The organism is Methylobacterium nodulans ORS 2060 (assembly GCF_000022085.1).
Lineage (GTDB): Bacteria > Pseudomonadota > Alphaproteobacteria > Rhizobiales > Beijerinckiaceae > Methylobacterium > Methylobacterium nodulans.
On sequence record NC_011894.1, the window covers coordinates 1461036 to 1486102 of the forward strand.

Below are 25067 nucleotides of genomic sequence, written 5' to 3' on the forward strand. Positions count from 1 at the left end.
GCTGCGCCGACCCCGACGGATGAAACCACGGCTGACTGAGCGCTCCCTCCTGTGGCAGCCAATCCCGGCCCTCATGCCGGGATCACCGGTCTGGGGTGCGTGCCGGCTGATGCCGGCCAGAGGCTCGCTGCGGTGCGATCTGCGATCGCCAGCACCTCAGCATGAGAAGCGGAGCGGCTTCCACGCACTTCAATTTCGCGCACCTCAGTTTCTATTTAGGCCGCTTCGGCCGGGGCGTGGCGGGGGAGGGCGGCTGCGGCCCGGGGCAGTTCGAGGCGCACCGCGAGGCCCCGGGGCTTGCGGTTGGCGAGCGTCAGGCGCCCGCCATGGGCCTGAGCGATCGCGGTCGCGATCGACAGGCCGAGGCCGAAGCCGCCGGCCTCGTTGAGGGTGCGCGCCCGGTCGCCGCGCACGAAGGGCTCCAGCATCGCCGCCTGCTCGGATTCCGGGATGCCCGGCCCCTCGTCCAGCACCTCGACCGCGACCGTCTGCGGCCCCGCCTGGACGAGGCGCACGGTGGCGCCGCCGCCATATTTCACGGCGTTCTCCACGAGGTTCGTCAGCGCCCGCTGCAGCTCCTCGGGAGCGGCCTTGACGAGGCTCGGCCGCAGGCCCTCCACCCGCACCTCCTCGCCGATATCCGAGAAGCCGTCGCAGACCGTCTGCACCACCGAGGCGAGGTCGACGAGGGCGAGCCCCTCGCGGGTGCGCCCGTCGCGCACGAAGGACAGGGCCGCCTCCACGAGGGCGTTCATCTGGTCGAGGTCGCGCAGGAACTGGGCGCGCAGGGCCTCGTCCTCCAGGAATTCCGCCCGCAGGCGCAGGCGGGTGATCGGTGTGCGCAGGTCGTGGCTGATCGCCGCGAGCATGTGGGTGCGGTCGTCGATCAGCCGCTTGACCCGGGCGCGCATGCGGTCGAGGGCGCGCGAGACGGCCAGCACCTCCTCGGGCCCGGCCTGCGGCAGGGGCGTCAGGTCCATGTCCGTGCCGAAGGCCTCGGCGGCGCCTGCGAGCCGCCCGAGCGGCGCTGTCAGCGCCCGGGCCGCCCAGACAGAGAGCAGGGTCAGGCTTAAGGCAAGGAAGAACAGGGTCGTCAGGATCGCGCCGGTGAGGGGCGTGCGCCGCTCCGGGCGGGGTGGCAGATCGGCCGAGACGAGAAGCCCCTGGCCGCGGATGACGAGCCGACGCGGGCGGTCGTCCCCCGCCGCGAGGCGCCCGGAGCCCTCCACCTGCCAGCCCTCGCCGAGGGCCTGGCGCAGCTCCTTGGCCTCGCTGCTGCCCCGGGCCGCGGCGGGCATCGGCGTGCCCTCCGGCAGCAGGGTGAGGCGGAAGCCCGTGGGCCCGCGGCCGGCGGCGGTCGCGATGGCCGGGCGGTCGCCGGGGCTCGCCGCCGCCAGCATCCGCACCACCAGGGCGAGGCGGTTGGCGAGCGCACCCGGATGCTCCTCCAGGCGCCGCAGGTCCGGCCGCATCAGCAGGAGCGTCGCCGTGAGCACGACATGCGTCACCACGATGGCGGCGACGACCAGGATCGCGATCTGCCCGGCGATGCGCCGGGTGAGGCGGACCGGCTCGCTCATGCCCGGCTCACCTCCGGCGTGAAGACGTAGCCGCCGGAGCGGATGGTCTTGATCATCTCCGGATTGCGCGAGTCGCGCTCGATCTTCTGCCGGATGCGGCTCACCAGCACGTCGATGCTGCGCTCGAAGGGGCCCGGCGCGCGGCCCTGCGTCAAGTCGAGGAGCTGGTCGCGGGAGAGCACCCGGCCCGGGCGCAGGCACATGGCGTGCAGCAGGTCGAACTCCGCCGCCGTCAGCGCCACCTGGGCGCCGTCCGGGTTGAGGAGCTGGCGCAGGCCCGCATCGAGCACGAAGCCGGCGAATCCGAGCCGCCGCACCCCGTCCTCGTCCCGCGCGGATCCCCCGCTGCCCCGGCGCAGTACCGCCCGGATGCGGGCGAGCAGCTCACGCGGGTTGAAGGGCTTGGCGAGGTAGTCGTCCGCCCCGAGTTCGAGCCCGACGATGCGGTCGATCTCCTCGCTCTTGGCCGTGAGCATCAGGATCGGCATCGTCGATTGCGCGCGCAGGCGCCGGCAGATGCTCAGCCCGTCCTCGCCGGGCAGCATCAGGTCGAGGACGATGAGGTCGACGCGCGAATCGGCCAGGAGACGGTCCATCTCGCGGCTGTCGCCCGCGACCGAGACTCTCAGCTCGTTGCCGCGCAGGTAACGGGCGACGAGCTGGCTGATCTCGCGGTCGTCCTCCACGAGCAGGATGTGCGGCGTGCTGGTCACCCCAACCTTATGCCCGAGGCCTGCGCCCGCTTGAAGCATCCGATGTGCATCGGAATGTTTCTGTCTCCGTCGCCGGAAAAGGACCGCAATCTTCGGGTCGCGTGCGAGGCGATTCGGCCGTGTCGGATTGCGGGCCCGCCCGGATCGTCCCATCTGCGGGCGAGAGCTTTCGAGACCAGGAGACCACGGTGCAGACCCAGAACCGCTTGCTCGACGATTTCGCCCGCCTGATGACGGATGCCGCCGGCGCCGCCCAGGGCATGCGCCGCGAGGCCGAGACCATCATGCGCGCGCAGTTCGAGCGCCTGCTGCGCGACATGGACGTGGCCTCGCGCGAGGAGCTCGAGGTGCTGCGCGACCTCGTGGCCACCCTGCGCACGCAGAACGACGCGCTGACCGCCCGGGTCGCGGCGCTCGAAGCTGCTCTTCAGGCGTCCCGGACACCCGGCGCCAAGACGTCAAAGCCCCCCGCCGCCTGATCGCCGCTTATTCACAGGAAGCTTCGGTGGATGGCGGCCTTGCAGCCCGTCTCCGCCGGAGTTTTCGCTTTGAGCCCCGCGACTCGACCGGGCTATAGTGGCCCTAGCCCTGATTCGCCGTCGCCAAGGGGAGACAAGTCGGCCGTTAAGCTCATCGCCTGCGGGCCAATACGTGCCGGGGATGCGATCTGCTTTTACATCGACGTCGCTGTCCGCGTCCCATGACGCCTCTTCCCGCTCGGACGAGCCAAGAACCGGATCGCCATGACCCAAGTGAACATCGTCGACCTTGAGCGCGCCGAGCACCCGCTCGATGTCGTCGAACGTCTCGCCTCCCTGCGCGATTGGATCTTCGATCGGGCCGAGACCGACGAGATGTCGGTGGCGGTCGCCGGCCGGTGGGCCGAGTATCACGTCGCCTATACGTGGATCGAGGACGTGGAGGCGCTGCATGTCGCCTGCGCCTTCGACCTCAAGGTGCCGCCCCGCCGCCGCACGGAGGTGCTGCAGCTCGTCTCCCTGGTGAACGAGCAGCTCTGGGTCGGGCATTTCGATCTCTGGAGCGGCGAGGACGTGGTGATGTTCCGCCACGCGCTGCTGCTGACGGGGGGCGCCGAGCCGACCCACCGGCAATGCGAGATGATGCTGAAATCGGCCATCGACGCCTGCGAGCGCTACTTCCAGGCCTTCCAGTTCGTGGTCTGGGCCGGCAAGTCGGGCCGGGAGGCCCTGGACGCCGTGCTGTTCGAGACCGAGGGCGAGGCCTGATCCGGTCTCCGCACGGATCGTCCGCAGACCGGATCAGCTGGCCCCTGCCGCGTAGGCTGCCATGACGACCGCCTTCTTGCCGCGGACATGGCTGCGCAGCAGGCGGCTCAGCGCCTCGCCGTCGCGGGCGCGCAGCAGGACGAGCATGCGCTCGTGGTCGGCAAGCGCGCTCTGGCGCTGCTCGGGCGTGGCGTGGGCGACGTAGCGCGCCGTCTGGATGCGGCCGGACAGGCTTTCGTAGAGGCTGACCAGGGTGGCGTTGCGGCTCGCCGCCACGATCATCTCGTGGATGCGGCGGTTGAAGAGCGCGGAGGCGGCGTGGTCGCCCCGCCGCGCCGCCTCGACCATCGCCCGGTGAGCAGCCTCGATCTCCGCCAGCTCGGCCTCGCCGATCGCCCGGCAGGCGAGTTCCGCCGCCGTCGCCTCGAGCCCGGCCACGACCTCCAGCACCTCGTCGATCTCGGCCTCGCTGAGGCTCGCCACCCGCGCGCCGCGGTTGGGCAGCAATTCGAGCAGGCCCTCCGTCGCCAGGATCTTGATCGCCTCCCGTAAGGGCGTGCGCGAGATGCCGAAGCGGCAGGCGAGCTCCATCTCGTTGAGACGTGCGCGGGGTTCGAGTTCGCCGTTCTGGATCAGCGTGCGCAGGCGCTCGGCCACCTCATCGTGGAGATAGCGCCGTGTGATGCCGAGGCCGGTCTCGATTCTGTTCATGCACCCGCCGAAAATGACTTTCCTACCGTAGGGGTAATCACCTCGCGACATCCTGTCGAGATGCGTGCGCCCGCCCGCGAGGACGCGGGTGAGACCAACGGGCCTTGGAGATGACCGTTGGTTCCGGTCTCGAATTGTCGCCAAGCCAGAGGCTTGGCATCGAAAATTCGAGACGGGTCGACGGCCCGCTGCGTCAGCTCCCGCTGCGTCGGCAGCCTGGGCCGGTGGCATGACGTCGGGCGCCTCGGCGCGCCCGGGCGAGGAACAGCCGCCGCGTCAACCCGTTGGTCCGGCGTCGCCCCGCCGTCGTCCGGGTGGCGGCGGCGATCCGAGATCGAGGAGATGCTTCGATGCGCACCTGCGCCGTCGGCCTTGTGCTCGCCCCGCTCCTGCTCGCGGCCGGTCCCGTCATCGCGCAGGGCGGTCCCGTCTTCGCCGATGACGGCCCGGAGGTGACCGGCAGCCTGCGCGGCGCGCCGCCCGGCTACGAGCCCTATGGCCGTCCCGGCGGCTTCGGCCCGGGCCTGTGCCAGAAATGGTGCGAGGCGGATCTCGTCCCCTGCGACCCGCCGAACTTCAAGATCGCGGACGGCCGCTGCCGGCCGAACAGCGGCGGACGCCGCTGAGGCGCCCCGCGCGCAATCCCCCGGTTCACCGGCCGCGGGGCTCCCGCGGCCTTCCCCTCGTCAGGACATGCCATCGTCAGGAGTCGCGTCGCGATGCCGGATTTCCCGAAGCCGCCCTTCAGCCGCCAGAAACCGATCCCGATGCCGGGCCACGATGCGGAGATGGATCCGAGGCCCGATTACGGCGAAAGCAGCTATCGCGGCTCGGGACGCCTCGCCGACCGCAAGGCGATCGTCACCGGGGCCGACAGCGGCATCGGCAAGGCCGTGGCGCTCGCCTTCGCCCGCGAGGGCGCGGACGTGCTGATCAGCTACTACAACGAGCATGACGATGCGCGGGAGACCGCCCGCCTCGTCGAGGAGGCCGGCCGCAAGGCCGTGCTGGTGCCGGGCGACATCAAGGACCCGGCTCATTGCCGGGCGATCGTCGAGAAGGCGGTCGCGGCCTTCGGGCGCGTGGATGTGCTCGTCAACAACGCCGCCCATCAGGCGACCGTGCAATCGGTGGAGGACATCAGCGACGAGGAGTGGGACGTCACCTTCCGGACCAACATCCACGCGATGTTCTACCTGACCAAGGCGGCCGTTCCCCACATGCGGCCGGGCAGCGCGATCGTGAACACCACCTCGATCAACGCCGACACGCCGAGCCCGCAGCTCCTCGCCTACGCGACCACCAAGGGGGCGATCCAGAACTTCACCGGCGGCTTGGCGCAGCTCCTCGCCGAGAAGGGCATCCGCGTGAACTGCGTCGCGCCGGGCCCGGTCTGGACGCCGCTGATTCCCTCGACGATGCCGAAGGAGAAGTTCGAGCAGTTCGGCATGCAGGTGCCGATGAAGCGGCCCGCGCAGCCCTGCGAGCTGGCGCCGGTCTACGTGATGCTGGCGGCCGAGGAGGCGAGCTACGTCTCGGGCGCCACCGTGGCCGTCACGGGCGGCAAGCCCCTGATCTGAGCCGGCCCCGGACCGCGATGGCCGCCGGGGTCGGCCGTCGCATCCGCCCTGGCGCCCTGTACCCCGCGGGACGGAGGCGTCCGGGCCGAACATCCGGGCGGCGATCCCTGCCGGCCCGGACCGACGCGTCGGTCCGGGCCGCAATCATGTGCGGGCATACGCCTTAATTTCCATTTGGTCTGACGCCGCGACATACCCCATATTGGGGATGAAGACGGTGGCGTGATCTGGTGTAATCTATTTATTACATTGCAATTTCTTGCACAGGACCCCTTTTTCACCGTCGCGTGATTGCCGGTCGATATCGTTTTTCCCTGTCGAGATCCGACAAGCCCAGACCAAGCAGGCGCTGACCTGCCATGACACCGGCCTGCGCGGCCGCTCGCGTCACGAAGGCCGCGACGCGCGCCATGCCGTTCGGGATCGGCAACCGGAGGAGACAACCCATGCACCCAAGCCGTGTCGCCAGCCTCGCACTCCTCATCGCCATCCCGGCCCTCCCGGCGCCTGCGGGTGCGGAGGATATGCCGAAGCACGCGGATTTCCGCATCACCTACACCTCCACCAACCCGGCGCCGGGCAAGCCGGTCCAGATCAGTCCGACCCGGACGCATACCGTCGGCGTGAGCATCATGGCGGCGGTCAACCAGACGGGCGGAAAGCTCCTCAACAACATGGCGGGACGCTGCACCGCCAGCACGACCTTCGACAACGACACGAAGAGCTTCGAGAACCAGGGCTATTGCGATTACGTCGATACCGACGGCGACCACGTCTATGAGAAGTACAGCTTCGCCCCGCAGCCCATGTCCCCCCGGATCAAGGGGACCGGCGAGTGGATCGGCGGAACGGGCAAGTTCACCGGGCTGTCCGGGAGCTTCGACATCCAGGCAAACCGCATCACGCCCCTGGCCGAAGGCGTCGTGCAGACCGTGGGCGAGAAGACCGGTGCCTACACGATTCGGGAGAAGACTGCCGACGCGAAGTGAGCGGGGCTCACCGGGACCCCGTGCGGCGCCGCAGGCCTGCGGCGCCGTTGGCGTTGCGGCGGGATGCGCCGCGCAGGCGCGGTCGTCAGGCCGAGAGGCACTGTGCCGCGACGTCGCCCCGGACGATGCCCCCGAGCGCCACGCGCAGGACGGTCCGTCCGGTCTCGTCGCGGACCTTCATGGCGAGGCCGGCGGCCTGCCCGCAGGGCAGCGGCGCCATCGCGCAGGAGCGCAGGGCATGCACCGCCTCGGCGCGCGCCGCGCGCGCGTCGGCCAGAACCACGCCGACATCATCCCGGGCATCGAAGCCTTCCGCTTCGAGGTCGAAGAAGTAGCGGTGCACGGCCTTCCTCCACATTGATCTTTTTGCTCGAAGCCCGGACGGCGGCGCCGCATCTTACGTGGGCGAGCCCGTGCAGCAATGCATAAACCATTCCGGCGGCGCGGCATTTGCGTAGGTAGTTCCGCCGCTGTCGCAGGCCAGGGGAGCCCGCAGGATTATTTTCCATCCCGCGGGCGGCTCCCCGCTGCCTCGCGCCCGCGGCCGGTTGCGGTAGAGTGCGACCGGGAGAGGAGATCCGCATGGCCTACCGGCATGTCGTCGGACCCCGCAGCTGGGTGTTTTCCGACCTCGCCGAGCTGATGGCGAAGGCGAGCCCGATCCGCTCGGGCGACCGCCTCGCCGGCATCGCGGCCGGCAGCGCGGAGGAGAGCGTGGCGGCCCGCTGGTGCCTCGCGGAGGTGCCGCTCGCCGACCTCGTCAACCGGCCCCTGATTCCCTACGAGGAGGACGACGTCACGCGGCTCATCCTCGACACGCACGATGCCGGGGCCTTCGCGCCGATCGCCCATGTCACGGTGGGCGGCTTCCGGGAGTTCCTGCTGACGGCCGACACCGCGGCGCTCGCCGCGCTGGCGCCCGGCATCACGCCCGAGATCGCCGCGGCGGTGTCGAAGATCATGCGCAACCAGGACCTGATCCTGGTCGCCCGCAAGTGCCGGGTGGTCACGCGGTTCCGCAACACGATCGGCCTGCCCGGCACGATGGCGGTGCGGCTCCAGCCCAACCATCCGAGCGACGATCCCGCCGGGATCACGGCGGCGATCCTCGACGGGCTGTCCTATGGCTGCGGCGATGCGGTGATCGGCATCAATCCGGCCTCGGATTCGGTGCAGGCGCTGACGCGGCTCCTCCACCTCCTCGACGACCTCATCGCCCGCTTCGCGATTCCGACCCAGGGCTGCGTGCTCGCCCACGTCACGACGACCCTGGAGGCGATCGGCAGGGGCGTGCCGGTGGACCTCGTCTTCCAGTCGATCGCGGGCACGCAAGGAGCCAATGCCGCCTTCGGCGTCACGCTGCCGCTCCTGAGGCAAGCCCAGGAGGCGGCCCTGTCGCTGCGGCGCGGGACGCTTGGCGACAACGTGATGTATTTCGAGACCGGCCAGGGCTCGGCCCTCTCGGCGGAGGCGCATCACGGCATCGACCAGCAGACGCTGGAGGCGCGGGCCTACGCGGTCGCCCGAGCCTTCCGGCCGCTTCTCGTCAACACGGTGGTGGGCTTCATCGGCCCCGAATATCTCTACGACGGCAAGGAGATCATCCGGGCGGGGCTGGAGGACCATTTCTGCGGCAAGCTGATGGGCGTGCCGCTCGGCTGCGACGTCTGCTACACCAACCACGCCGAGGCCGACCAGGACGACATGGACACGCTGCTGACGCTGCTCGGCGCGGCGGGCGTGACCTACATCATGGGCGTGCCGGGGGCCGACGACGTGATGCTGAACTACCAGTCGACCTCCTTCCACGACCAGCTCTACCTGCGCGAGGTCCTGGGCCTGAAGCGGGTGCCGGAATTCGCCGCCTGGCTCGAGCGGATCGGTCTCACGGATGCGGCCGGGGCGCTCATTCCCGGCGGCGGCACCCCGCTGCTTGCCGCCGCGCCGGGGCTCGCCGCATGAGCCCCGAGGAGGCGTGGCGCCGGCTCTCCGCCCTCACCCCCGCCCGGATCGGCCTCGGCCGGGCCGGGTCGGGGCTTCCGACCCGCGCGGTGCTGGGCTTCGCCCTCGCGCATGCCCAGGCCCGCGACGCGGTCCACACGCCGCTCGACGTGGCGGCTTTGCGGGCGGGCATCGAGGCGCTGGGGCTGCGGAATGTGGCGGTCGCTTCCGCGGCGCCCGACCGCGCCACCTATCTGCGCCGGCCCGATCTCGGGCGCCGGCTCGAGGGGCTAAGCGCCGAGCGCCTCGCCGCCGCGGCGGCCGCTCCCGTCGATCTCGCGATCGTGGTCGCGGACGGGCTCTCGGCCCGGGCGATCCACGAGGGGGCGGTGCCGCTGCTCAGCGTGCTCGCACCCGCGATCGCCGGATCGGGCTGGTCGCTGGCGCCGGTCGTGGTGGCCGAGCAGGCCCGGGTGGCCCTCGGCGACGCGGTCGGCGCGGCGCTGAAGGCCCGCGCCGTGGCGGTGCTGATCGGCGAGCGGCCCGGCCTGTCCTCGCCCGACAGCCTCGGGATCTATCTCACCTTCGATCCGCGCCCCGGCCGCACGGATGCGGAGCGCAACTGCCTCTCGAACGTGCGTGCGGCCGGGCTCAAGCCGGAGCTTGCGGCCTTCAAGCTGCACTGGCTCATCGGCCAGGCGTTCCAGCGGGGGCTCACGGGCGTGGCTCTGAAGGACGAGAGCGACCGGCTGCTCGGGGCTGAGGCGGCGACGCCGCTTCCGGGTTGAGCCCCGGGCCCCTCTCGCCCGGACTAGGCGGCGCCGTCGTCATCATCCCGTCGCACGGGCTCCCCTAGAGCACTCTCCGCCGAAGTGGATGCCGGTTCGGCGCAAGAGAGCGCGACACAGCAAGAGCTTGAGAGCCGTGCCCGCTCCAAATGGAGCGGGCACGGCTCTCAAGCCACCATCCATGCTTCCGGCGCCCGGAATCCTGCGCTAGAACCCGCCGCCCCGGGCGACGGGGCCCGACCGAGAGGACGTCGTCACGATGAGCCAATCCGACGCGGACGCGCTGCCCAACGTCCATGTGCGGGCCGAGGTGCTGGTGCAGGCCCTGCCACACATGCAGCGCTACGACGAGGAGATCGTCGTCATCAAGTATGGCGGCCACGCCATGGGCGACCGCGCGGCGGCCGAGGACTTCGCCGAGGACATCGTGCTGCTCGAGCAGTCGGGTCTCAAGCCGGTGATCGTGCATGGCGGCGGGCCGCAGATCGGCCGCATGCTCGACCGGCTCGGCATCAAGTCCGAGTTCCGCGAGGGCCTGCGCGTCACCGACGAGGCCACCGTCGAGGTGGTCGAGATGGTGCTCGCCGGCTCGATCAACAAGCAGATCGTCGGCTGGATCTCGGCGGAGGGCGGCAAGGCCATCGGCCTGTGCGGCAAGGACGGCAACATGGTCCAGGCCCGCCGCGCCACCCGCACGGTGGTCGATCCCGATTCGAACATCGAGCGCCACGTCGATCTCGGCCTCGTCGGCGAGCCGGAGCGGGTCAACCGCGCGGTGCTCGACGCCGTGCTGAAGGCCGAGCTGATCCCGGTGCTGGCCCCGGTGGCGGTGGGCAGCGACGGCCAGACCTACAACGTCAACGCCGACACCTTCGCGGGCGCGATCGCGGGGGCGCTGCGCGCCAAGCGCCTCCTCCTCCTGACCGACGTGCCCGGCGTCCTCGACAAGGACAAGAAGCTGATCCCGGAGCTCTCCATCGAGGATTGCCGCCGCCTGATCGCGGACGGCACCATCACGGGGGGCATGATCCCGAAGATCGAGACCTGCATCTATGCCATCGAGCAGGGCGTCGAGGCGGTGGTCATCCTCGACGGCAAGGTGCCGCACGCGGTGCTGCTGGAGCTCTTCACCGATTACGGCGCGGGCACGCTGATCCGGCGCAGCGGCGCCTGACCACGGCCTGAGCCACGATCCCGCTTCCCTTCTGGAGCGGGACGCTTATCTTGGACGTCCGGGGGCCGCGGGGCCCCCTTCTCGTCGATACGGGTCAGATCCTTGTTCCTGCCCAGCGAGAGCCACGTCACTGCTCCGAACGGCCGCGGGTTCACCGACGTCGACACCTGGGTCTTCGACCTCGACAACACGCTCTACCCGCACGATGCCCGCGTCTGGCCTCAGGTCGACGAGCGCATCACCCTCTACGTGATGCATCTGTTCGGGCTCGACGGGCTCTCGGCCCGCGCCCTGCAGAAATATTTCTATCACCGCTACGGCACGACCCTGCGTGCGCTGATGGACGAGTGGACGATCGACCCTTACGACTTCCTCGACTTCGCCCACGACATCGATCATTCGGGAATCGCCCTCGACCCAGCGCTCGGCCAGGCGATCGAGGGGCTGCCGGGGCGCAAGCTCATCCTCACCAACGGCTCGCGCCGTCACGCCGAGAATGTCGCGAGGAAGCTCGGCATCCTCGACCATTTCGAGGATGTGTTCGACATCGCGGCCTCCGATTTCGTGCCCAAGCCCGAGCGGTCGGCCTACGAGAAGTTCCTCGACCGCCACGGGGTCGATCCGACCCGCTCGGCCCTGTTCGAGGACATCGCCAAGAACCTCGTCGTGCCCCACGACCTCGGCATGGCGACGGTGCTGGTGGTGCCCCGCACGGTCGATCCCTTCCGGGATCCCATCGAGCAGGAGGCCGTGAGGGCGCCCCATATCGACCACATCACCAACGACCTCGCCGGATTCCTCACCGAGCGGGTCGCGCCGACGCTGCCCCGGTGAGCCCCGAGAGCGACCCGATGGAGGTCTGGGGCCGGCGCATCGGCCGGGGCCTCGGTCTTGCGGCCATGGTGACGACGGCGTGGTGGCTCGGCGTGCGGTTAAGGCTGTGGTGATGACGGACGCCCCCGACTGGAGAACCGCGCGGGCGCCCGATCTCGCCGCCATCGAGGCGCTGGCGGAAGCGGCCTTCGCGCGGCTGCCCGACGCCTTCCGGCGGCTCTGCCAGGGGGTGGTGATCCGGGTCGAGGATTTTCCGGACGAGGAGACCCTCGACGAGTTGGGCTGCGAGAGCGAGTTCGACCTGCTCGGGCTGTTCCGCGGCATCGGCCTCGCCCAGGGTGGGGGCGCGGCGAGCCTCGTGACGGGCCAGTTCCCCAACATGGTCTGGCTCTACCGCCGCCCCCTGCTCGACTACTGGGCCGAGCACGACGAGACGCTCGGCCACCTCGTCACCCACGTGCTGGTGCACGAGATCGGCCACCATTTCGGCCTCTCGGATGCGGATATGGCCCGGATCGAGGCGGAGGCCGGCTAGAGCGCTCCCCGCCGAAGTGGAGGCCGGTTCGGCGTCGGGGAGCGCGTCACATCAAAGCTTGAGAGCCGCCGCTCAGCCGCCCCGGGGCGGCAGGGCGCTCGCCTTCGGCCGGCTGGTGCGGAACTGGCCGCGCTCGATGGCGATGAAGGCCAGCACCGCGACGGCGACGCTGGTCAGCCACCAGATCACCGTGGTGCCGATGCCGAGGCAGGCCGAGGCGAAGGCGGTCATGGCGGTCGCCATGGCGCCGGGCGCGAGCGTCGGATGGTCGCGGCCCGATTGCAGTATCGCCGACCACAGCACGAAGGCTGCCGCGAAGGCGCCGACGACGCCGAGCTCGTACCAGATCTCGAACAGGAGCGAGGTCGGCGCGCTCGGCGGCAGCAGCCCGACGGCCCGCCCGCGCAGGGCCGTCTCGAAGCCGTGGCCGGTGAGGAGGCGCAGGGGCTCGCTCGTCACGACGCGCTGCCACGTCTTCAGCGACATGGCGAGCGGATGGAGCGTGCCGAGGAGCGGCGTCACCAGGGGCCGCAGCAGGAAGGGCAACAGCGGTGCCAGCGCCAGCAGGCCGGCGGCGACCCCGGCCGTGATCCGCACGCCGGGCCCCGGCCGCCAGGCCGCGAGGGCGAAGGCGGCGGCGCCCGCGGCGAGCGCGAGGAGCGGGATCGGGCTCGGCGCGAGCACCAGGGCGAGCGCCACCGCCACGGCGACGCCCAGCGCCTCGACGTCGCGGCGCCGCGAGCGCAGCCACGCGACCGCGGGCCAGACCAGCAGCGCGAGCAGCATCGCGCCGCGCTCCAGGGTGGAATCGTCGTCCAGGCCGATGCGCAGGGCCGCCCCGCTGAACAGCCCGAGCGCCACCGCGACCACGGCCGCTAGGCCGACGCCAATGGGCAGCAGGTAGGCGTTCGCCGCGCGCATCCGGTCCGGCAGGGCCAGGTAGCCCGCGAGGGTCAGCAGGAGCGTGACGGCGATGTTGAGGAGCCGCTCGGCGGCCGAGCCCGGGAAGGGCGTCCAGACGATCGAGAGCGCCGCCCAGCCGACCAGGAGGGCGCCGGCCGCCACCGCCCGCGCCCGCACGAAGCGGCGCAGGCCCGCCCCGAGCGGCCGCGCGGCCCCGTCGAGGAGCGTGGCGAGGCACAGGATCACGACGGCGATCGGCACCAGGATGACGATGGCGCGGCGCGACACGAGGGTGGCGAGGGGCAGCGCCACCAGCAGGCCGAAGAAGCCGATGCGGCGCAGCAGCGCCGCCGCATCGGCGGCCGGATCGGTGGAGGAGGAAGCCGCGCGGGGCATGTGCGACGAGCCTTCGGGCGGGCGCGCACCGGGCGCGCGTTCCGTCCCTCGTAGTGAGCCGGGAGGCGCAGGGCTGTAGATGCGATGCAACACTGCGGGCCGGGAGGGCACAGCCTCGGACAGGTCCGGCAGAAACGGACCCCGCTTCTCCGTCCGGAGATTCAACAAATCAAGGGCTTGGAGTCCATCAGACACTGTCCCGAGCAACCGGTGGACTCCCGCTCCGGCGCGGGAGGTGCGACGAAGGATCCTCGGGCCGGTCGAGGGCGGGTCGGGGCGCCTCCGGCGTCGCCGCGGGATTCCGCAGCGCGGAATCCGGCCCCGTCTCCGGACGGAGAACCGGTCTCCACCTCGCCCGGACGGCCTCCCGGAGGATCCGCGACCGGGTCTCCTGCTCCTTCAGGGCAGCGCCGCGATCCCTCAGGCGCCCTGCTGCAGCACCGCCGCCACATCCGCCTCCGTCACCGCCTCGACGGGCCTGCCGACCTTGACGGCCCGGCTGCGGGCCCCCGGTGCCAGGATCAGGATCACGGTCTCGGTGCCCGGGCAGGCCGGGTCCGGGCAGACGATCTCGCTGACCGTGAGCGCGACCTCCGGCCCGAAGCCGCCGGCCTGGCGCGCGAAGGCGGCGACCCGCTCGCGCGCCGCGGCATCCGGCCGCGGCCGGCGGAAGGCCGAGAACAGGCCCATGCGGCGTCAGCGCGGCAGGGTGAGGATGCCGGCCTCGCCATCCGTGGCCCCGAAGGCGAGGTGCTCGCCCGGCCGGTCCCAGGCCAGCGCCGTGACGCTGCTGCCCTTCACGGCCGGCCGCACCAGCAGCTCCGAGCCGTCCGTGAAGCGGATCAGCAGGATACAGCCGTCCTCGTAGGCGGTGGCGAGCACCGGCGCCTTCGGGTGGAAGGCCACCCGCGACACCCGCGCGGTCCGCACGCCGCATTCGCGCGGCTGCTTGCCGGTCGGCCCCTCCTTGGTGTCGAAGGGCCAGACGATCGCGGCCTCGGCGCCGCCCGTCGCGAGCCAGTTGCCATCGGCGGACCACGAGATCGAGCGCACCTTGGCCGGGTAGCCGGTCATGCGCATATGGCCGCGGTCGGGCTGGAGGCGCCAGCCGTGCAGCGCGTTCTCCTGCATGGTCGTCACCACGAAGCGGCCGTCCGGCGACCAGGTGACGTCGATATGCGAGCCCTTCCAGGCGAGCGCCTCGGGTGTGGCGTCGAGGTTCGGGTACCAGAGGGTGGCGCCGTTGTAATGCGCCAGGGCGAGCCGGTAGCCCTTGGGCGCGAAGGCGAGCCCGCGCACGGTCGAGGGCGCCTCGGTGGTGCGCTCGCGGCCCTTGGCATCCCGCGCGATCACGCGCTTGCCCGCCGCGAAGGCCACGGCCCCGTCCTGATGCAGCGCCAGCGCGTCGATCCAGGCCCCGCCCCGGGCGGTGGCCAGGGTCTCGGTGGTGCCGTCCGGGGCCGTCACGGCGACGCGCCCGTCGTCGCCGCCCGTCACGAGGCGCCGCCCGTCGCCCGCCGCCACCAGGATGCCGCCCTCCGGATGGGCCGCCACCCGCTCGACCGTCCCGTCGGGCGCGGCCAGCAGCACCACCCCGTCGCCGAGCGCCAGGGCCGCCCGCCCGCCGAGCCAGTGGATGCCGGTCACGTGGGCGCCGGCCGTGATCCCGGTGACGGCCTGGGTCAGGGACGGGGCGGCGGTGGCACTCATGCTCGAAGAACCCTGCGCGGCGGACAGATGTCGGTGGCCTCTCACATGGGTCCGTCTCTTGCAAGTGCGAGCCCCTGGGGTGCGGAGGGCTTCGCGGGAGAGGGCGCCCCCCGCCGATTCACCACCGGGGGGCCATGGTTAAGTCTTCGCTCACCAAACCTGCGCAATTCGCCGGATCCGCCGCGAACGCGGCCAAGTCCGATGCCGTTCTCATACGGCGACGGTCGAGGCGGTCGTCGCCGTCTGGAATCGGAGTTGCGTCATGATCCAGCTTGCCTGCGCCGCCCTTCACCCGCCGAGCCTGCTTCCGCCGGAGACGGTCCTGGTGGTCGAGGACGAGGCGCTGATCTGCGAGATGACCGCGGCGGCCTTCGCGGACGAGGGCTACCGGGTGCTCACCGCCGCGGATGCCGAGGAGGCCGGCCGCATCCTGCAGCGGGAGCGGGTCGACATGCTCTTCACCGACATCGACCTCGCCCGCAACACGGACGGCGTCGCGCTCGCCCGCGCGGCGCGGCATCGCCGCCCGGATCTCGCGGTTGTCTATACGTCAGGAGGGCGGCATAGGCTGGCGGAGGGCGAGGCCGTGTCCGACTCGGTGTTCGTGCCCAAGCCCTATTACCCGAGCGATGTCGTGGCCCTGGCCAACCGGATCCTCGGGCATTCCTGACCCAAGGTTCCGGAGCCCTCCGTGATGGTGACCCGCGTGATCCTTCTTGCCGCCGGCCTTCTGACCTCCGGCGCGGCCGCTGCGGCCGAGACGCCGGCCGGCTGCCCGGCGCTCTCCCTGCGCCTGGAGGAGGAGATCGCCCGCACGCCGCGGCTGCTCGAGCCGGCGAACGAGCAGACGGTGCGCGACCTTCGCACCCTGCGCGACGCCGCAATCGTGCTCGACGCCTACGCGTATGGCCCCGAATGCGAGCGCCTGAGCGTGATCCTGCGCGAGCTTCTCGCCAATCCGCGCAAGACCATCGGCCAGGGCGGGGACACCGACGAGGAGAAGGCCGGGGCCGTGGAGGAGGCCCGCACCCCGAAGGCGCCCGCCGGCAGGAGATAGCGGTCGCGCAGGCCCTGTCGGCCTGCACGATTGATCGGCATGAGCGGCGGTCAGCCCGGGTGATCCGATGCTCGACCGCGATCGAACCTGCCGTGCTGGCAGCCGCCCCGCTCCTCATGCTGAGGTGCAGCCGGCGACGAAGTTCGCCCGCGGCACCCCCCCCCAGCACCTCAGGTTCGCTTGAGACCGCGTCAGCCCAGGCGAGGATGTCCGCCTGACGTGTCCGGAGGCGATCGAGGATCGGCTCGCCCGGCCTCGTGTCGCCCGCCCTCCCTTTCCCGGATCTCCTTCCGCTGGCGCTCCAGTCGTGCAGGCCCTAACGGGCGCGGAAAGGGCGGAGAACCGTCCTGTCTGAGCCAAGCCATGTTGTCCGAGCGCTCCCGCCTGCGGCAGCCAACCCCGGCCCTCAATCTCATGGTTGCTCAACATGAGGGCGGTCGGGGGTGCCAGAGGAGGGAGCGCCCCCGCGGCCGCCTCGGGTTTCATCCGTCAGGGTCTGTGCGGCCGGTGGCGAACTCATGCGGAGGTCGAGCATCGACGAGGGTTCGGGCGTCGAAGGCGCTCTCCGAACCTGCCGTCCCGGCCGCCCGGGTCAGGGGACGCGGCGGCGTGACGGAATCCGGTCGAAGAAGCTGAACCGTCGCCCCGTCACCGCCGTTGTGTCGAGGCCCGCGCGGTCGCGCGGTCCCTCGTGCCCCGAAGGGTCCTCTGCATGGCGACGAGCCTGGCTCCGAGCGTCTCCGACATCCCGCATGCCGCCGCCATGCTCCCGGCGGTCAGGATCGACAGCTACAACGTCGAACTGCGCCAGCCCGACGAGGAAGGCTTCCTCGGCGACCGCGTCACCAAGGGTGCATTCCGCGACCTCATCGAGGAGTGGCGCGAGCGCCTGCGCAAGCTCGGGGATGATCCCCTCGGCGAGACGCCGAGCCACGACCTCGCCAAGAAGCAGCTCGATCGCCTTCTGCGCGAGGGCCCGCCCGAGGCGGCGGGCGTGGTGCAGGGTGCCGTCGAGGATTTCTCCCAGGAACTCGCCACGATCGTCCGCCGCTTCCTGCGCCAGAAGGGCTGGCGCGACACGCAGCGCATCGTGGTCGGCGGGGGCCTGAGCGATTCCTATGTCGGGCGCCTCGCCATCGGGCGGGCGAGCGTCCTGCTCAGGGCGGCCGGGACCGACCTCTCCCTCGTGCCGATCCGCCACCACCACGACGAGGGCGGCCTGATCGGCGCCGTCCACCTCGCTCCCGCATGGATCTTCTCCGGCTACGACAGCCTTCTCGCCATCGACATCGGCGGCACCAACATCCGGGCCGGCATCGTGGCGACGAACCTGCGCAGGGCTCCCGACCTGTCCCGCGCCGCCGTCTGGCGGGCCGAGTTCTGGCGCCACCGCGACGAGGAGCCGCCCCCGACCCGCGACGCGGCCGTCGCCCGGATCATCGCCATGCTGGAGAGCCTCGTCGCCCGGGCGGAGAAGGCCGAGCTCGCGCTCGCCCCCTTCATCGGGGTCGGCTGTCCAGGCGTGATCGAGCCGGACGGCCGCATCAGCCGGGGCGGTCAGAACCTGCCCGGCAACTGGGAGAGCAGCCGCTTCAACCTGCCGCGTGCCCTGCGGGAGGCCCTGCCGACGATCGGCGGACACCCGACCATGGTGGTGATGCACAACGACGCGGTGGTGCAGGGCCTGAGCGAGGTGCCCTTCCTGCGCGATCTCGCCCGCTGGGGCGTGCTCACCATCGGAACCGGCCTCGGCAATGCCCGCTTCAGCAGCCGGGAGGATGCGATCGCCCAGAGTTGATCGCCCATTGGTCCGAATAACAGTCTGGAATTGCTCTGAGTTTCGCCGCGAGTCTTGATCCCGCGTCGTCATCTCGGCTAGTGCATCCCCGCCGGCCCCCGCGGCACGAGGCGGCCGGCCAGAACGAGAGCGGAACCAAGACCGGCCGGAGGCGTCCGGCGGGCGGACCTGCGGCCCCGTGCGGGGCGTGACGCGGGGCGCCCTCGATCGCGCCCGCCGCCGGGATCGTCGAAACAGTGCCGGAGGGGATGAATCCGTGTTCACGCAAGGCATGCCGTGGTTTCGCGCCCGGGTCGGGCACCTCGCCCTCGACCTGCTGTTCTGCCTCGCGATCTCGCTCGTGATGCTGAGCTCCGCGCTGGCGCAGACGCCCGAGATGCCGATGCGGGTCGAACTCAACAAGCTCGACACGGTGGGCGAGGCCTGCCGGGCGACCCTGCTCGTCGACAATGGCAAGGGCGCCCCGATCAAGTCGCTCAAGCTCGACCTCTACGCCTTCGACACGGACGGCGTGGCGCAGAAGCGGGTGCTGGTGGAGCTGGGGCCGCTCGCCGCCCGCAAGACGGTGCTGCGCCAGTTCGACATCGCCTCGGCGCCCTGCGCCCAGGTCGGCCGGCTTCTGCTGAACGACGTTATCGCCTGCGAGGGCGCCGAGCTCACCCGCGAATCCTGCCTGGAGCGCATCGCGCCGGCCTCCGCCAAGGGCGCCGCTCCGTTCATCCGCTGAGGCCCGCGCCTCAATCCCCCGAGACAGCCGATCGAGGAGATCCGCGATGGATCCGACAGCCGCCGCGCCGGCCGCCCACGACATGAGTTTCCTCGGCCTGTTCCTGCAGGCCGATCCGATCGTGAAAGGCGTGATGATCCTCCTCATCCTGGCCTCGGTCGCCTGCTGGACGGTCATCATCGAGAAGACGATCCGGCTCGCCTCCGCGCGCCGTCAGGCGAAGGTTTTTGCCCGGATGGTCGCGACCGGCGGCGGGCTGGAGGAGGGGCGCGGCGGCATCGCGGCCCGGATCGTCGCCGCCGCCCAGGAGGCGTGGCGCGACCAGGACCCGACCGAGACCCGGGCCGAGCGGCGCGAGCGCATCGAGCGCGCCATGCGGGCGGCCCTGACGCTCGATCTCAAACGCCTGCAGCTGGGGCTGCCGCTGCTCGCCACCTCCGGCTCGGCCGCGCCCTTCGTCGGGCTGTTCGGCACCGTCTGGGGCATCATGAATTCCTTCTCGTCGATCGCGAAGAGCCAGGACACCAGCCTCGCGGTGGTGGCGCCCGGCATCGCGGAGGCGCTGTTCGCCACCGCCATCGGCCTCGTGGTCGCGATTCCCGCCGTCGTCGCCTACAACAAGCTCTCGGGCGACCTCGGCAAGGTGCAGTCCGCCTTCGCGGCGGCGATCGGCACGCTGGGCAACCGGCTGGCGCGCGACCGCAGCCACCACGCCCGCAGCGCCGCAGAATAGACAGCAGGAGAGCGCCCGATGGGCATGGGTCCGCTCCAGACGAGCACCGCGGACGAGGACGGGTTCGAGGCCGCCCCGCTCTCCGAGATCAACGTCACGCCGATGGTCGACGTGATGCTGGTGCTGCTCATCATCTTCATGGTGGCGGCCCCCCTGATGACGGTGGGCGTGCCCGTGCAGCTGCCCAAGACCGCCGCCGCCAAGACCTCCGAGCCCAAGAAGCCGGTCGTGGTCTCGGTGGACAAGGACGGCAACGCCTTCCTGGCCAAGGAGCCCCTGCCCGTCGACGGCGCGCTCGCCCGCCTCAAGGCCGCCGCCGCGGAGGATCCGACCCAGACCGTGCTGGTGCGCGGCGACAAGGACGTGCCCTACGGCAAGGTCATGGAGGTGATGGGCCTCGTGGGCCAGGCCGGGTTCGCCAAGGTCTCGCTCATCGCGAACGCCCCGAACGGCGCTCCCGCCACGACGGCGCCGGCCGCGCCCCGGTAGAGCCGATGACCCCGCGCGCGACCCTGCAGGGACCCGATCAGCCGGGCCCCGGCCTCGCCCTGGCCTTCCTGGTGGCCTTCGCCCTGCACGTGGGCGCCATCGGGGCGATCACGCTCTGGCGCAGTGCCCCGCCGACCTCCGGCGAGAACGAGATCACCATCGACCTCGCCCCGAGCCTGGAGGCGATCGAGGTTCCGAACGACGCGAACGACACCATCTCGACGCCGCCGCCCGCGGAGCTTCCGGCCGAACAGAAGACGGCGGAGCCGCCGGCCGAGACCCGGATGGCCGACACGCCGCCCGACCTGCCGGAGGTCAAGCCGCAGGAGAGTCCGGTCGAGACGCCCCAGCCGATGACCGAGGCCGTGCCGCCGGAGGCCGTGGAGCCGAAGCCGGCGGAGGCGGTGCAGGCCGTCGAGCTGCCGCCCGAGGATCAGGTCATCACCTCGACGAACGAGGCGGCGCCGCTGGCGCCCCCGCCGCCGGCCGTCGTGGCCCGCCCGGTGGAGGAGCCCAAGCCCGAGCCGAAGCCGGTGCTGAAGCCGGTCGAGAAGCCGAAGCCCAAGCCCGTCGAGCAGGTGCGCAAGCCCCCGCCGCCGAAGCCGGTCCGCGAGGCGACCCGCGAGGCGGTGAAGCCGCGGGCGGCGGAGCGCTCGACCGAGCCCGCGCGGCAGCGCCGGGCGGCGGCCACCGCCTCGCGTGCGAATGCGGGCGGCAGCGCGGCGGCGCCCTCCGCCAATCCGAACGCCCTGCGGGCATGGGGCCAGCAGATCTCCGGCGCGATCCGGGCGCGGGTGCGCAGCCCGGGCGCTGGCGGCGGAACGGTGACGATCCGCTTCACGGTGGCCCGCTCGGGCCGCGTGATGAGCGCCTCGCTCATCAGCAGCAGCGGCAACAGCAGCCTCGACGCGGCCGCGCTCGCCGCCGCCGCCCCTGGCAGCTCGCTCCCGCCCGCTCCCGCGGACGTGACCGTGGCGCAGCAGAGCTTTTCGGTCCCGCTCGCCTTCCGGTGAGGCGGCCAGGGCCGGCGCATCCCCGCATGACCGTCGTCATCCGGCATCCGGTCGATGGCTCCGCCCCATCCGGCTCCCTCTTTCCGGGCCCGTTCGGGCCTGCACGACTGGAGCGCCAGCGGAAGGAGATCCGGGACCCAGCACAGTGAGTTGCCGCGCAGCGGCTCCGTTTGCCTCCACCGTGGCTGACAAGTAGTCGCTGCGCGACTTTTCGTGCTGGGTCCCGGGTCGCATTCCGCTGCCGCTGCATGCGCCCGGGACAGGGGGGAGCGGGCGAGAGGAGGCCGGGCGAGACAGTCTCCGAACTGATCGCTCGCAGCCCGGATCATGTCGTCGGATGGGCGGACCGCTCCATTGCGGCCCGGCCCGCCGCGGTGATGCGCAGCTCCTGCCGGTCGGCCCGGTAGTCGATGAGGCCCCGCGCCATCAGGTGCGGGACGAGGAGACCGGTCCCGTCGTCGTGGAGCCGGCGCCGCTTCAGCGCCGCCAGCGCGACCCAGCCATCCGCCTGCGCGAGATGGCGGAGGAGACGCCGCTCGGCCGCGATCACGGCCGGGCTCCCGTCGCCTGGCCTCTCATGGCAGCGGCAGCGGGCGCGCCCAGACCTCGCCGCCCGCTGGCGCCGAAACACTGGCGAGGTCGTGCGCGGCGAGGAGCGCCAGGGCCGCGCCGACGCGCAAAGCCGTGACGTTCAGGAGCTCCGCCGCCGTCCCGAGCGGAACCCGCACCTCCCCGTCCCGCTCGCCGGCCCAGGCGCAGAGCAGGAGGTAGAGCTTCAGCGCGTCAAGGTTGCCAGTCTTCCGGCAGGACAAGGCGCGCAGGCCGCGGATCTCCGCGTGCGGATTCGCCCGGTAGGCGGGGTCGTGCGGGATCCGGGCGCTGCGTGCCCCGGGATCGAAGCGGGTGAGGGCGAAGCGCGTGCGCTGGCCCTCTGGCGCCACCCGCACGAGATCATAGGCACAGAGCCGCTTCTTCCCGGCGACGATCAGCGACTGCGACAGGCCCGCCAGCGCGGCGAGCTGGGTGCAGGACAGAACGGCCGATCCGTCCTCCCCGGCGGTCACCGCCAGGGCGAGGAGCAGCTTGAGCGCGGCCGTCGAGCGGCCGACGCGCGCCGCGTCGCCCCGGAACAGGCGCAAGCCCCCGTCGAGCACCCACTGGCAGGGCAGCCGCGACCATGCGGGCTCGCGCCCCGGGCTCCTGGGCATCAGGCCGGTCGGTCCGGGGGCCACGAGCAGGCCGGCGGGGGCGAGCATGGCCGGCCTATCCGCGCGGGCGGGGCGGCCTCTGGCCACCGCGCCGCGATGCTGCGAAGGATGAAGGAGCGCCCCGATCCCCGGGAGCGGCCGCCCGGGAGACGGGAGAGGGAGGTTTCTCGGTTGGCATCAGCATCACGGCACGCGGTACGGCTCGTCATGGCAAGCGAATATCGGCAGTATTCCAGCGTTGTGCGGCGCTCAATATGAACGATGCTGCCGATGAGACCGCCATTGAGGTCGCCCTCGCCCTCGGCGGCACGATCCGGCTCGGAGACCGCCTGATGGCGGTGGCCGATGCGGCGGCGCTGCTCGATGCCATCGCGCGGAGCGGCTCGGTGCAGGGGCTCGCCGCTGCGCTTGGCCTCTCCTACCGGGCCGCCTGGGACCGGCTGCGGCTGCTCGAGGCCGCCTTCGGCCGCCCGCTGGTGCAGAAGACCCGCGGGCACGGCTCCGCGCTTACCCCGGCCGGCCTCGCCCTGCGGGCGGCGCTCGGCGCCGCTGCGGCCGGGCTGGAGCCGGCCCTGGCGCGGGAGGCCCGCGCGCTCGAGGCGCGGCTGCGCGACCTCGTCGGGGCGGCGGCCCGCCCTTTACGGATCGCGGCGAGCCACGACCCGCTGCTGATGGAACTCGTGCAGGAGATGCAGGCCGGCGAGGTGGCGATCATGGGCAGCGAGGAGGCGGTGGCCCAACTCGCCGACGGGCGCGTGGATGCGGCGGGCTTCCATTGCGGCCCGCTCGCGCCGGCCGAGGCCGGCCCACCCTTCGCCGATCTCGCGGCGGATCCGGGCATCGCCCTGCGGCCGCTCTTCGCCCGCGAGCAGGGGCTGCTCCTGGCGGCCGGCAACCCGCTCGGCATCCGCACCGTCACCGACCTCGCGGCCCGGGGCGTGCGCATCGTCAACCGGCAGAAGGGCTCGGGCACGCGGCGCTGGTTCGACCGGCTCCTCGCCGAGCACGGCATCCCGGCCACAAGCCTGCGCGGCTACGGGATAGAGGAGTTCACGCATCAGGCCGTGGCCGCGGTGATCGCCTCGGGCGCGGCCGATGCGGGCCTGGGCGCCCGGGCGGCGGCCGAGCGCTTCGGCCTCGCTTTCCTGTCGATGGGCTGGGAACTCTACTACCTCGCCGCGAGCGCCTCCCTGCAGGCCGGGCCGCTCGACCGGCTCGCCGCGCAGGCCGCCGCCCGCGCCGCCGCGACGCCCGGCTATCGGCCGCCGGACTGACCGGCCTCGACGCCGAGGCCGCGCTCCCCCGCCTCGATACGGCCGGATCCTCTCGCGGCCCGCCGCGTCGGCAGTTGCGGCGACCGCGATTTTCGGGAAGCTCGGCTGTGACAACGGCGGGGGCCTTCATGCGCGGCGCGACGATCCTGGTCTTCTCACTGGCGCTCGGTGCGGCGGCCGAAGCCGCCGAGGATCCTTACGCGCCGGCCGACGCGCTCTCGGTGGCGCCGATCTTCCGCAAATGCACCGGGAGCAAGCTGCCCGAGTACCAGAAGGGGGCCTGCCTGGATGACGCGGCCAAGGCGCTGCGCGTGCAGATGAAGGCGGAGGTCGACCGCAAGCTCGCGGCGATCGACGCGGTGGCCCGCCGGCCGCCGAGCCCCGGCAGCCTGGCCGGCCCGGCGGATGCGGAGGCATGGCGCAAGGCCTTCCTGGCCGCGCAGGCGGCCTTCGAGGAATACGACCGGCTCCACTGCGACAGCCTCTACGATTTCGACCTGCATGGCGGCTCCGCGGCCGGCCAGATCGCCTCCGCCTGCAAGATCCGGCACCTCGTGGCGCGGATCAACGAGCTGCGCAGCTGACCGCCCCGGAAGGGCCGGGAGCCGCGGTGCGGGACCGCACCGGCTGCCGTTCCGTTCCCGCGTAACCTGTCTCGCGTTGCCGTCCGGACCGGGCCGATGGGCCGGTCCCCTCGCCGTGAGGCTTGCCATGCGCCTGTTCACCCTGCTCGCGATTGCGTCCTTCCTCGGTCTCGGCGTCGGCGCGACCTTCGTCGCCGCACCGTCCCCCGCCCAGGCGGGCGTGCAGTGCAAGGGCGGCTGCTGATCATCCGGGCACCGCCCGGTGCGGCAGCGCACCGCAGTACCATCCTGGTGTGGCAGTCTCACGATTTGGTGGGCGGCGCGAAGCGATCATCGCCCGGCGGTTCCGCCCCGACCCGGTCTCCGGTCGTGCGCGGCCGGAGGTCCTTCGAGAGGAGCCATCCATGACCGGATCCGCCGAACATGCTTCCCGCGGCCTGCGTCGTGCCGCGTTCCTCGCCGGCCTGGCGCTGCTGGGCTCAGCCGTCGGGGCGCAGGCGCAGGCCGTGACCGAGGAGGAGATCTTCGAAGCGCTCGCACCGCGGCCCCTGAGCCGCAGCCTCTCCCTGACGGTGCGCAGCGATGCCGGCAGCGAGGGCCGCGCCTTCCTCGACACGCTGCGCAACCGCACCTCGTTCTCGCAGGCGGAGCGCGAGCAGCTCGCCGCCGCGGCGGCCGAGCGGCCGAGCATCGATCTCGACGTCCCCTTCGCGTACAATTCCGCGACGATCGGCCGGACGGCGCTGCCGGTGGTCAAGATGCTCGGCGCCACCCTGGCGCGCCCGCAGCTCGCGAGCAGCATCATCCTGATCGTCGGCCACACCGATGCCAAGGGCTCCGACCGCGTCAACCAGCTCCTGTCGGAGCGCCGGGCGGAGGCGGTCAAGCAGTACATCGTGCAGAATTACGGGGTGCCGGCGGGCAACCTCGTCGCCGTCGGCTACGGCAAGAGCCGTCTCAAGGACCCGGCCAATCCCCTCGCGCCGGCCAATCGCCGCGTCACTGCGGTGAACATGTCGGCCGTGAAGTCGGCCGCCCGGGAGTGATCCGGCAGGCGCCCGATCGCGTCTCGCCGAGCGGATG

At 71.9% G+C, this 25067-nt stretch carries 29 protein-coding genes; 20 read left to right on the top strand and 9 right to left on the bottom strand.

The features are described from left to right. Positions 1–215: 215 nt before the first annotated feature. On the bottom strand, positions 216–1580 hold the full coding sequence (locus tag MNOD_RS06630) for an ATP-binding protein (protein ID WP_015928068.1): 1365 nt from the start codon (positions 1578–1580) through the stop codon (positions 216–218). Then, entirely contained in the window at positions 1577–2332 is a 756-nt protein-coding gene (locus MNOD_RS06635; protein ID WP_015928069.1) for a response regulator, read from the bottom strand. Before MNOD_RS06635 ends, MNOD_RS06630 begins: the two co-directional genes overlap by 4 nt. A 149-nt stretch (positions 2333–2481) precedes the next feature. Between MNOD_RS06635 and MNOD_RS06640 the strand changes: the two genes are divergently transcribed. Beyond that, positions 2482–2772 (top strand): accessory factor UbiK family protein, encoded by a 291-nt coding sequence (locus tag MNOD_RS06640; protein ID WP_015928070.1) that lies wholly within the window; start codon positions 2482–2484, stop codon positions 2770–2772. A 264-nt stretch (positions 2773–3036) separates the two neighbouring features. Beyond that, the gene (locus MNOD_RS06645) at positions 3037–3540 is read left to right on the top strand and encodes a type III secretion system chaperone family protein (RefSeq protein ID WP_015928071.1); all 504 of its coding nucleotides are present in this window, start codon (positions 3037–3039) and stop codon (positions 3538–3540) included. A gap of 33 nt (positions 3541–3573) precedes the next feature. Here MNOD_RS06645 and MNOD_RS06650 read toward each other — a convergent pair whose 3' ends face one another. Continuing rightward, entirely contained in the window at positions 3574–4251 is a 678-nt protein-coding gene (locus tag MNOD_RS06650) for a GntR family transcriptional regulator (RefSeq protein WP_015928072.1), read from the bottom strand. A gap of 350 nt (positions 4252–4601) precedes the next feature. On the opposite strand from MNOD_RS06650, the gene MNOD_RS06655 reads away from it, so the two are divergent. From MNOD_RS06655 to MNOD_RS06665, 3 genes are all read left to right on the top strand, one after another. Continuing rightward, positions 4602–4877 carry a hypothetical protein gene (locus MNOD_RS06655; protein ID WP_015928073.1) on the top strand — a complete coding sequence of 92 codons (276 nt, stop codon included), beginning with the start codon at positions 4602–4604 and terminating at the stop codon, positions 4875–4877. 93 nt (positions 4878–4970) lie between these two features. Continuing rightward, positions 4971–5831 (top strand): SDR family oxidoreductase, encoded by an 861-nt coding sequence (locus tag MNOD_RS06660; RefSeq protein ID WP_015928074.1) that lies wholly within the window; start codon positions 4971–4973, stop codon positions 5829–5831. A gap of 446 nt (positions 5832–6277) precedes the next feature. Continuing rightward, on the top strand, positions 6278–6820 hold the full coding sequence (locus MNOD_RS06665) for a hypothetical protein (RefSeq protein WP_015928075.1): 543 nt from the start codon (positions 6278–6280) through the stop codon (positions 6818–6820). Between the two features lie 85 nt (positions 6821–6905). On the opposite strand, the gene MNOD_RS06670 is transcribed toward MNOD_RS06665, so the two are convergent. After that, the gene (locus MNOD_RS06670; protein ID WP_015928076.1) at positions 6906–7163 is read right to left on the bottom strand and encodes a DUF6894 family protein; all 258 of its coding nucleotides are present in this window, start codon (positions 7161–7163) and stop codon (positions 6906–6908) included. 239 nt (positions 7164–7402) lie between these two features. On the opposite strand from MNOD_RS06670, the gene MNOD_RS06675 reads away from it, so the two are divergent. The 5 genes from MNOD_RS06675 to MNOD_RS06695 all read left to right on the top strand — a co-directional run bounded on the left by MNOD_RS06675 (position 7403) and on the right by MNOD_RS06695 (position 12092). Further along, positions 7403–8782: an ethanolamine ammonia-lyase subunit EutB gene (locus tag MNOD_RS06675; RefSeq protein ID WP_015928077.1), complete on the top strand. Its 1380-nt coding sequence runs from the start codon at positions 7403–7405 to the stop codon at positions 8780–8782. Then, positions 8779–9549, top strand: coding sequence for an ethanolamine ammonia-lyase subunit EutC (gene eutC, locus MNOD_RS06680; RefSeq protein ID WP_015928078.1), 771 nt, complete (start codon positions 8779–8781; stop codon positions 9547–9549). Before MNOD_RS06675 ends, eutC begins: the two co-directional genes overlap by 4 nt. Positions 9550–9808: 259 nt before the next feature. Then, a complete protein-coding gene (argB, locus tag MNOD_RS06685; RefSeq protein WP_015928079.1) occupies positions 9809–10723 on the top strand; it encodes an acetylglutamate kinase in 915 nt (304 codons plus the stop codon). A 102-nt stretch (positions 10724–10825) separates the two neighbouring features. Next, complete coding sequence (locus tag MNOD_RS06690) at positions 10826–11557, top strand: pyrimidine 5'-nucleotidase (protein WP_015928080.1); 732 nt, start codon at positions 10826–10828, stop codon at positions 11555–11557. 112 nt (positions 11558–11669) lie between these two features. After that, a complete protein-coding gene (locus MNOD_RS06695) occupies positions 11670–12092 on the top strand; it encodes a metallopeptidase family protein (protein ID WP_015928082.1) in 423 nt (140 codons plus the stop codon). Between the two features lie 72 nt (positions 12093–12164). Here the strand turns inward: MNOD_RS06695 and MNOD_RS06700 are convergent, their stop codons facing one another. From MNOD_RS06700 to MNOD_RS06710, 3 genes are all read right to left on the bottom strand, one after another. Then, a complete protein-coding gene (locus MNOD_RS06700) occupies positions 12165–13391 on the bottom strand; it encodes a hypothetical protein (protein WP_015928083.1) in 1227 nt (408 codons plus the stop codon). 420 nt (positions 13392–13811) lie between these two features. Then, positions 13812–14081, bottom strand: a complete 270-nt coding sequence (locus MNOD_RS06705; RefSeq protein ID WP_015928084.1) for a hypothetical protein — start codon at positions 14079–14081, stop codon at positions 13812–13814. A 6-nt stretch (positions 14082–14087) separates the two neighbouring features. Then, entirely contained in the window at positions 14088–15101 is a 1014-nt protein-coding gene (locus tag MNOD_RS06710) for a WD40 repeat domain-containing protein (RefSeq protein WP_015928085.1), read from the bottom strand. A 262-nt stretch (positions 15102–15363) separates the two neighbouring features. Between MNOD_RS06710 and MNOD_RS06715 the strand changes: the two genes are divergently transcribed. The 7 genes from MNOD_RS06715 (at position 15364) to MNOD_RS06745 (ending at position 20918) form a co-directional block, all read left to right on the top strand. Next, complete coding sequence (locus tag MNOD_RS06715) at positions 15364–15771, top strand: response regulator (RefSeq protein WP_015928086.1); 408 nt, start codon at positions 15364–15366, stop codon at positions 15769–15771. A gap of 24 nt (positions 15772–15795) precedes the next feature. Next, positions 15796–16158, top strand: coding sequence for a hypothetical protein (locus tag MNOD_RS06720; RefSeq protein WP_015928087.1), 363 nt, complete (start codon positions 15796–15798; stop codon positions 16156–16158). Positions 16159–16870: 712 nt separating this feature from the next. Continuing rightward, positions 16871–17956, top strand: coding sequence for a glucokinase (locus MNOD_RS06725; RefSeq protein WP_015928088.1), 1086 nt, complete (start codon positions 16871–16873; stop codon positions 17954–17956). Between the two features lie 256 nt (positions 17957–18212). After that, on the top strand, positions 18213–18683 hold the full coding sequence (locus MNOD_RS06730; RefSeq protein ID WP_015928089.1) for a hypothetical protein: 471 nt from the start codon (positions 18213–18215) through the stop codon (positions 18681–18683). A 46-nt stretch (positions 18684–18729) separates the two neighbouring features. Further along, positions 18730–19416 (top strand): MotA/TolQ/ExbB proton channel family protein, encoded by a 687-nt coding sequence (locus MNOD_RS06735; RefSeq protein WP_015928090.1) that lies wholly within the window; start codon positions 18730–18732, stop codon positions 19414–19416. A gap of 18 nt (positions 19417–19434) precedes the next feature. Next, positions 19435–19905 (top strand): protein TolR, encoded by a 471-nt coding sequence (gene tolR, locus MNOD_RS06740; protein ID WP_015928091.1) that lies wholly within the window; start codon positions 19435–19437, stop codon positions 19903–19905. Between the two features lie 5 nt (positions 19906–19910). Continuing rightward, positions 19911–20918 (top strand): TonB family protein, encoded by a 1008-nt coding sequence (locus MNOD_RS06745; RefSeq protein WP_015928092.1) that lies wholly within the window; start codon positions 19911–19913, stop codon positions 20916–20918. Between the two features lie 325 nt (positions 20919–21243). Here MNOD_RS06745 and MNOD_RS06750 read toward each other — a convergent pair whose 3' ends face one another. Continuing rightward, positions 21244–21468 carry a hypothetical protein gene (locus tag MNOD_RS06750; RefSeq protein ID WP_015928093.1) on the bottom strand — a complete coding sequence of 75 codons (225 nt, stop codon included), beginning with the start codon at positions 21466–21468 and terminating at the stop codon, positions 21244–21246. A gap of 25 nt (positions 21469–21493) precedes the next feature. Then, positions 21494–22174 (bottom strand): hypothetical protein, encoded by a 681-nt coding sequence (locus MNOD_RS06755; protein ID WP_015928094.1) that lies wholly within the window; start codon positions 22172–22174, stop codon positions 21494–21496. A gap of 206 nt (positions 22175–22380) precedes the next feature. Between MNOD_RS06755 and MNOD_RS06760 the strand changes: the two genes are divergently transcribed. The 3 genes from MNOD_RS06760 (at position 22381) to MNOD_RS06770 (ending at position 25030) form a co-directional block, all read left to right on the top strand. After that, a complete protein-coding gene (locus tag MNOD_RS06760; RefSeq protein WP_015928095.1) occupies positions 22381–23400 on the top strand; it encodes a substrate-binding domain-containing protein in 1020 nt (339 codons plus the stop codon). A gap of 107 nt (positions 23401–23507) precedes the next feature. Beyond that, entirely contained in the window at positions 23508–23984 is a 477-nt protein-coding gene (locus MNOD_RS06765) for a lysozyme inhibitor LprI family protein (protein ID WP_244424672.1), read from the top strand. Between the two features lie 404 nt (positions 23985–24388). Continuing rightward, on the top strand, positions 24389–25030 hold the full coding sequence (locus tag MNOD_RS06770) for an OmpA family protein (protein ID WP_015928098.1): 642 nt from the start codon (positions 24389–24391) through the stop codon (positions 25028–25030). Positions 25031–25067: the final 37 nt, after the last annotated feature.

What these genes read in the sequence shown, in the direction of transcription:
- MNOD_RS06695 (WP_015928082.1), top strand. Translation starts at nt 11,670, where the DNA reads ATGACGGACGCCCCCGACTGGAGAACCGCGCGGGCGCCCGATCTCGCC.
- MNOD_RS06660 (WP_015928074.1), top strand. Translation starts at nt 4,971, where the DNA reads ATGCCGGATTTCCCGAAGCCGCCCTTCAGCCGCCAGAAACCGATCCCG.
- MNOD_RS06705 (WP_015928084.1), bottom strand. Translation starts at nt 14,081, where the DNA reads ATGGGCCTGTTCTCGGCCTTCCGCCGGCCGCGGCCGGATGCCGCGGCG.
- MNOD_RS06760 (WP_015928095.1), top strand. Translation starts at nt 22,381, where the DNA reads ATGAACGATGCTGCCGATGAGACCGCCATTGAGGTCGCCCTCGCCCTC.
- MNOD_RS06635 (WP_015928069.1), bottom strand. Translation starts at nt 2,332, where the DNA reads ATGCTTCAAGCGGGCGCAGGCCTCGGGCATAAGGTTGGGGTGACCAGC.
- MNOD_RS06645 (WP_015928071.1), top strand. Translation starts at nt 3,037, where the DNA reads ATGACCCAAGTGAACATCGTCGACCTTGAGCGCGCCGAGCACCCGCTC.
- MNOD_RS06715 (WP_015928086.1), top strand. Translation starts at nt 15,364, where the DNA reads ATGATCCAGCTTGCCTGCGCCGCCCTTCACCCGCCGAGCCTGCTTCCG.
- argB (WP_015928079.1), top strand. Translation starts at nt 9,809, where the DNA reads ATGAGCCAATCCGACGCGGACGCGCTGCCCAACGTCCATGTGCGGGCC.
- eutC (WP_015928078.1), top strand. Translation starts at nt 8,779, where the DNA reads ATGAGCCCCGAGGAGGCGTGGCGCCGGCTCTCCGCCCTCACCCCCGCC.
- MNOD_RS06745 (WP_015928092.1), top strand. Translation starts at nt 19,911, where the DNA reads ATGACCCCGCGCGCGACCCTGCAGGGACCCGATCAGCCGGGCCCCGGC.
- MNOD_RS06720 (WP_015928087.1), top strand. Translation starts at nt 15,796, where the DNA reads ATGGTGACCCGCGTGATCCTTCTTGCCGCCGGCCTTCTGACCTCCGGC.
- MNOD_RS06710 (WP_015928085.1), bottom strand. Translation starts at nt 15,101, where the DNA reads ATGAGTGCCACCGCCGCCCCGTCCCTGACCCAGGCCGTCACCGGGATC.
- MNOD_RS06650 (WP_015928072.1), bottom strand. Translation starts at nt 4,251, where the DNA reads ATGAACAGAATCGAGACCGGCCTCGGCATCACACGGCGCTATCTCCAC.
- MNOD_RS06700 (WP_015928083.1), bottom strand. Translation starts at nt 13,391, where the DNA reads ATGCCCCGCGCGGCTTCCTCCTCCACCGATCCGGCCGCCGATGCGGCG.
- tolR (WP_015928091.1), top strand. Translation starts at nt 19,435, where the DNA reads ATGGGCATGGGTCCGCTCCAGACGAGCACCGCGGACGAGGACGGGTTC.
- MNOD_RS06770 (WP_015928098.1), top strand. Translation starts at nt 24,389, where the DNA reads ATGACCGGATCCGCCGAACATGCTTCCCGCGGCCTGCGTCGTGCCGCG.
- MNOD_RS06675 (WP_015928077.1), top strand. Translation starts at nt 7,403, where the DNA reads ATGGCCTACCGGCATGTCGTCGGACCCCGCAGCTGGGTGTTTTCCGAC.
- MNOD_RS06655 (WP_015928073.1), top strand. Translation starts at nt 4,602, where the DNA reads ATGCGCACCTGCGCCGTCGGCCTTGTGCTCGCCCCGCTCCTGCTCGCG.
- MNOD_RS06630 (WP_015928068.1), bottom strand. Translation starts at nt 1,580, where the DNA reads ATGAGCGAGCCGGTCCGCCTCACCCGGCGCATCGCCGGGCAGATCGCG.
- MNOD_RS06665 (WP_015928075.1), top strand. Translation starts at nt 6,278, where the DNA reads ATGCACCCAAGCCGTGTCGCCAGCCTCGCACTCCTCATCGCCATCCCG.
- MNOD_RS06725 (WP_015928088.1), top strand. Translation starts at nt 16,871, where the DNA reads ATGGCGACGAGCCTGGCTCCGAGCGTCTCCGACATCCCGCATGCCGCC.
- MNOD_RS06735 (WP_015928090.1), top strand. Translation starts at nt 18,730, where the DNA reads ATGGATCCGACAGCCGCCGCGCCGGCCGCCCACGACATGAGTTTCCTC.
- MNOD_RS06755 (WP_015928094.1), bottom strand. Translation starts at nt 22,174, where the DNA reads ATGCTCGCCCCCGCCGGCCTGCTCGTGGCCCCCGGACCGACCGGCCTG.